At 73.5% G+C, this 230-nt stretch carries 1 protein-coding gene; it reads left to right on the forward strand.

Annotation, left to right across the window (positions count from 1 at the left end; all coding sequences use genetic code 11):
* Positions 1 to 230: hypothetical protein (locus tag GJV82_RS20360; protein WP_225873515.1), on the forward strand; the 230-nt coding region annotated here is incomplete at both ends.

Raw genomic sequence — 230 nt, forward strand, 5'->3', positions numbered from 1 at the left:
ACTCGCCCGACAGGCGACCGCGAAGACCCGGAAGGCGCGTCGGTACGCCGGACGCCGCACTCTGTGGCAGATCACGGGCGACCGCGCGTGCAAGGGCTGCGGCCGGGACCTGATGGATCCGGTCGGCGGTGTCCTCCTGGCCCAGACGGCGGCCGGGGCCTCCGTCGTGCTTGGCCTCATGCGGTGCGCGCGGATCTGGTTCTGCCCGGTGTGCTCGGCGACGATCCGCC

The organism is Cellulosimicrobium composti, assembly GCF_009711085.1.
Lineage (GTDB): Bacteria > Actinomycetota > Actinomycetes > Actinomycetales > Cellulomonadaceae > Cellulosimicrobium > Cellulosimicrobium composti.